Origin of the sequence: Thermoflexus sp. (genome assembly GCF_025055495.1) — a bacterium.
Taxonomy (GTDB): domain Bacteria; phylum Chloroflexota; class Anaerolineae; order Thermoflexales; family Thermoflexaceae; genus Thermoflexus.
This window is the reverse complement of sequence record NZ_JANWXB010000163.1, coordinates 1-4,853: the sequence shown is the minus strand read 5'-3', so window position 1 is coordinate 4,853 and position 4,853 is coordinate 1. Positions and strand designations below refer to the sequence as shown.

The following is a 4,853-nucleotide window of genomic DNA, read 5'->3' as shown; positions in this document are numbered from 1 at the left end:
GGGGCGAGGCCGCCGAAGGCGGCCTCGCCCGCCCACAACCCCCTGTGAATCGAAGGCGCGATCCGTCATAATCAGTGCTACCAGGACTCCACACACAACGGGAAGCCCCGTTTAGCTGAATCCTCGCCGACTGAGCCCGATCCGTCGGGCCCCCGGATCAATGTTCACGATGCGGACCTGCAGACGCTGTCCTTCGCGCACGATTTCGCGAGGATGGTTCACCTCCACGTCACCCAGCTCGGAAACATGCAATAGTCCCTCCACCCCCTCCTCCAGCCGAACAAAGGCCCCGAAATGGGTCACAGTGGTCACTATCCCCTCCACCACCTGACCCACCCGATAGCGCTGGGCCACCGTTTCCCATGGATCCGGCTTCAAGCGCTTCAGAGAGAGCTGCACCCGACGCTCTTCAGGAAGCACATCCAGCACCAGGACCTCCAGTTCCTGGCCGGCCTGGACGATGGCGCCGGGATCGGTCACCCGACCCCAGGACATCTCCGAAAGATGGAGCAGCCCCTCGAAGCCCCCCAGGTCGACAAACGCTCCAAAGGCGGTCACCTTGGTCACCCTTCCCCGACGGACCTCCCCGGGCCGCAGCTCAGCGAGCAGCGCTTCAATGCGCGCTTCATCCTGATGCGCCAGCCGCTCCGAAAGAACGAAGCGCCCGCCCACTTCGTCCACTTCGATGACCCGAACCCGAAGGGTCTGGCCCACATACCGGGCCAGCGCGGACTTCCGGAATGGGCCATTTAGGGCGTTGGGGAACTGGAGGAGATGGGAGGCAGGGATGAATCCTCTGGGCAACCGTTCGGCCTGGACGATTAATCCGCCCCGGTTGTAGCCGACCACTGTGACCGTGAGAGGCTGGCCGGATTCCAGCAGCGTCCGGGCCTCCCGCCAGTCCGGCTCTCCGCTTTCCAGATCCCATGGGCTGGGCATGGGGAGGGGATGGCCGCGGCCCATCCCCAGACCCTCCCAGATCTCCTCCGGCTCAGCTTCCGGAGCCGGAGAGGCAGCGAACTCGCCCTGGGTCATCAGCGCCATCCAGTAATCCTCCGAGGGAGGCACATAACCTGGCTCAGTGACACGCATCCGGTGATCCCTCCTCCATCGTTAAAATCATCGGGTGGTGCTTAACTGCTGACGGATGGAGATGCGAGGGCAATGGCCCCTCCCTCTTGGATCCCCCCCGAAGCCCCGAGGGCCTGGGGGAGGAGGGAGGGATGGATACGGTGGGCGGGCGAGGCCGCCCACAAAGCCAGACAAATAGGGAGCGCGATCCGTTCCAAGCAAGCGCCACCATTCCGGTTTGGCGGCAGATCCCCTTTCCTCATCTTCCCTTGTAGGAAAGGGAAAAGGAATTCCAGGGCCGTGAAGCCGCCTCGAAATCCTTACTTCAACTACTTCTTTCCCCTTCCTCCTGGTGGGGGAGCAGGGGAAACGAGGAGAGCCGATGGCGCAAGCTCGATGCCATTCGGAGTTACGCCGTTCGCTTCCCCCTGGAGGTGGAGCCCTCCCACCTCGCCCGGCAGGCTCCCAACGGCGCAATCCCTATGCCATTATAGCCACAGGCGGAAGAGGGGCAAACGAAATTGAAGGGATCGTCCCAAGGGGGCAAGCGTGACGCTCCACTACTGCCCCCGAAAGATTTTGTCTCCCCCTCCTCACGGCCCAGAGGGCCATGGGGAGGGTGGGTCATCACCCTCCGGGCCAGTCTGCTCCCTGCGTCCCCCATGCAGACTTGTCGAGGCACTCAGGTTCAGAGCGAGGGCGGCCCGCTCATGATAGGGTCCTTCGGGGCTTGGAGGTTCGCTCCTGCCCCGGGTCTCGCCTCCGGCTGGGGGGGCAGAGGAACGTTCCAACCCCCCATTGGAGATCACGAAGGCGGCGACCCGGCAATCGGGGAGCGCTTTTCAGGAGATCGCGGGCGACCTTCGGCCACCTGCGCCCCCTGAAACAATCCGGAAGCGGAGGCTATGAAGGCCGCCGGGGGATCAGAATCCGGTAGATAAATCCGTTCACCGGGATGTCCGCGATGGGCCGATAAGCCTGGCCGATCGCGTCCAGGACGGGCTGGGGGTAGAACTGTGCCCGCAACACCACGATCCCGAAGGCCTGATCCTCGATCATTCGAATGAGAGGTTCCGGATTCAACTTCCCGTTCTTGTAAAGGTTCAATAGTTGAGTGGGATTGGTCACCGGCTCCTTCCCCGCCCAGAGCGCCCATGAGGCCTCCTCCGTGAAGACGGGGCCTGGCGCTTCCCGCACCAACTCCACGATCCGCCATCCATTGCGGACATCCTCCGCCGTCGGCAAATGGCCCAGCTGGGTGTAGCCGACCGTATCCACGTAGCGTGTCCCCTCCAGCCCCAGCCCGCGCGCCACCGGTGCGGTCCATGGGTGATCTGTGGGCAGATGGAAAACCAAACCCGCTTGCCCCAGCAGGGCCACGGGGATGAGCAGGGCCGCCGCGGCCCGCCCCATCGGGCGTCCGGCTGTCCAGCGCTCGACGCGGGCGATCAGCCGACCGGCGGCCAGGATCGCTGCCACCACCGCGGTGATGAAATACGATTCCCCCGCCCCCCATTTGCCCGCCAGCGCCCCTCCGGCTGCCGCGAAGACGGCCCAGATGCTCAACAGGGAGAGGCGGTCGAAATACAGCTCATACAGGACCAGCGCCGCCGCCAGGAGGAGAACGACCGCATGGAGACGGAACCACTGGCTGTAAAGAAAGAAGGCCTGACGGTAGTCATATTCATTGATGTTGGCCTCGATAATGTGCAGAGACCAGTAGCCACCGGTGGCGAGATCGATCAGGGCGAACAGCGCCAGATTCACCCCCGCGAAAGGGATCGCCCAGGTTAGCGCAGCCCGGGGACGGCGCAGGAAGAGATACGCAAAAACGGCCAGCACCGTGATGATCGCGTGCTGTTTGGTCCAGCCCGCTGCCATCAGCGCCAGCGACCCCAGCAGCAGGGACCGCCGGGAAGGAAAATCCTCCTCTCGGGCCAGGGCCAGCACCGCCAGGGTTTCGAAGAGGACCATCGTCATATGGCTGCGGGAGAGCGGGCCGATGTGGTAGACATAATTCGAGGCCAGGACCATCCCCCCCGCCCAGAGGCCGATCATCCACCTCCGGGTCCACCGACCGACGGCCAGGCCCACCGCGGCCGCCAGCGTGACGGTCGCCGCGGTCGAAAGCAGCCGGCCGGCGATCAAGCGGGGGCCAAAGGCCCACACCAGGGGAACGGCCAGAAGATGAAAGAGCGGGGGATAATTCGAGGCATAAAAGGGATAGGTCTCGATGTCTCGATACGGCCATTCTCCCCGGGAGAAATAAACCGCATCCAGCAGCTCGAACCCCTCGCCCTGGTCGTAATCGAACGGGAACTGAAGGAGAGAAGCGGCGTAGATCCCGAAGACCACCCCATACGCCAGATAAACCAGGACGACCAGGGCCCAGAGAAGGGAGCCTGCCCTTGTGCCGAGCGTTTGCAAAAGGGAGGAGACAGCCATCCGCGGATGATCCTCCGCATTTCAGTGTTTTCGGCAAGGGCGAGGTATGCCTTGCCCCTACGCTGGACGGCCATCGCGCCACAGGAGCGGGAGGGCCAAAAGGGCGAGGATCCCGGCCACTCCCAGCGCCGCCTGCTGCAACGGGCCCCATTCCGCCGAACGTCCCAGGCGGAGCCAGTTCACGCCGATCTGAGCTCCCGCGATCAGTATTGCGATCCCCAGCATCAACCCGCCCAGGGCCCGCTTGTTCATCGCTGTCCCTCCACGAACACCCGAAAGGTCTCCACGCCCGCCGCTGCGAACCGCGCCTCGAAGTCCCGGGTCATCCCTGGCCCGGTCGGCTCCTCCGAGAACACTACCTGCCGGAACCCCAGCAGCCGATCCTGTCCGTCGTAAAAGGCCACCACTACGTTGATCCGCCGCATCGGTCCTGCATCGGCGTTGCGGACCTGACCGCGGACCACAAAGTCAGCCCGCTCCACCTGTCCCTCCGCGCGCATCAGCTCCACCGGCCCGTAGCGGTTCCCGGGCTCCTGGGTCGGCTCCGCGCGGACCACCCGCGCATCCGCGCGGGCATAACCCGGCGGGATGGTATTGAAAACCAGGACGAATGGAGACCGCCCTCCGGAGGTCAGGATGTCCAGGCCAGTTCCCGCGATCCCGGCGCTTAATTCCCGCCCCTCCCCATCCCGAAGGACGATCTGCACCTGAACATTCCGCATGGGATGGGGCTGAGGGTTCACCACCTCACCGGTGCAGCTCAGGCTGCCCAGGGCGCTGGCGGCGCATCCGAATCCCTGAATCAGCAGCGGCATCGGAGTGGGGGTCGGAGGACGAACCGGAGCGCCCTGCGGGCCCGGCGCCGGGATCACCAGCTCCTGGCCGATCTGTAGCAGGGCGGGATCCACGATTCCATTCGCCTCCTGAAGGGCGGATACCGAGACCCCATATTTCAGGGCGATGCCGTAAAGGGTATCCCCCGGTTGCACCACATAGATGATCGGCGTCGGGCTGGGAGTCGGCGTAGGGATCAGGGTGGGGGTTGGCACCCGCACCACGACCGGCGTGCCCGTCGAGGGGATGGTGAACACCGAACCGGGCGATGGAGAGGGAGTCGGACGCTCTGAAACGACCCGACCGCACGCCGTTAGAGTCAGCGCCAACATCAGCGCCCCCCATCCCATTCCCCCTCTTCCTGTGCGGATAGAACCTCTCATTGGAACCCTCATCGAATTGGATCCTCCCGATGTTGCTTTGTCCAGTTATAAACCGAGGATGGGAGGAACCGAAGCCAGTCCGGAAAACCATGGCCCCTCCCTCCTTTCTCCCCCCTCCCC

Annotated in this window: 4 protein-coding genes; all 4 read right to left on the bottom strand. The window is 64.4% G+C overall.

The annotated features are described in order from the left end of the window. Nucleotides 1-111: 111 nt before the first annotated feature. The 4 genes from NZM16_RS05715 to NZM16_RS05700 all read right to left on the bottom strand — a co-directional run bounded on the left by NZM16_RS05715 (nt 112) and on the right by NZM16_RS05700 (nt 4,700). Complete coding sequence (locus NZM16_RS05715) at nt 112-1,092, bottom strand: S1 RNA-binding domain-containing protein (protein WP_295453456.1); 981 nt, start codon at nt 1,090-1,092, stop codon at nt 112-114. Nucleotides 1,093-1,974: 882 nt separating this feature from the next. Next, a complete protein-coding gene (locus NZM16_RS05710) occupies nt 1,975-3,516 on the bottom strand; it encodes a hypothetical protein (protein WP_295453454.1) in 1,542 nt (513 codons plus the stop codon). Between the two features lie 57 nt (nt 3,517-3,573). After that, nucleotides 3,574-3,768 (bottom strand): hypothetical protein, encoded by a 195-nt coding sequence (locus NZM16_RS05705; protein ID WP_295453452.1) that lies wholly within the window; start codon nt 3,766-3,768, stop codon nt 3,574-3,576. After that, complete coding sequence (locus NZM16_RS05700) at nt 3,765-4,700, bottom strand: LysM domain-containing protein (protein ID WP_295453449.1); 936 nt, start codon at nt 4,698-4,700, stop codon at nt 3,765-3,767. The genes NZM16_RS05705 and NZM16_RS05700 overlap by 4 nt, the downstream gene beginning before the upstream one ends. Nucleotides 4,701-4,853 lie beyond the last annotated feature (153 nt).

What these genes read in the sequence shown, in the direction of transcription:
- NZM16_RS05700 (WP_295453449.1), bottom strand. Translation starts at nt 4,700, where the DNA reads ATGGGATGGGGGGCGCTGATGTTGGCGCTGACTCTAACGGCGTGCGGT.
- NZM16_RS05715 (WP_295453456.1), bottom strand. Translation starts at nt 1,092, where the DNA reads ATGCGTGTCACTGAGCCAGGTTATGTGCCTCCCTCGGAGGATTACTGG.
- NZM16_RS05710 (WP_295453454.1), bottom strand. Translation starts at nt 3,516, where the DNA reads ATGGCTGTCTCCTCCCTTTTGCAAACGCTCGGCACAAGGGCAGGCTCC.
- NZM16_RS05705 (WP_295453452.1), bottom strand. Translation starts at nt 3,768, where the DNA reads ATGAACAAGCGGGCCCTGGGCGGGTTGATGCTGGGGATCGCAATACTG.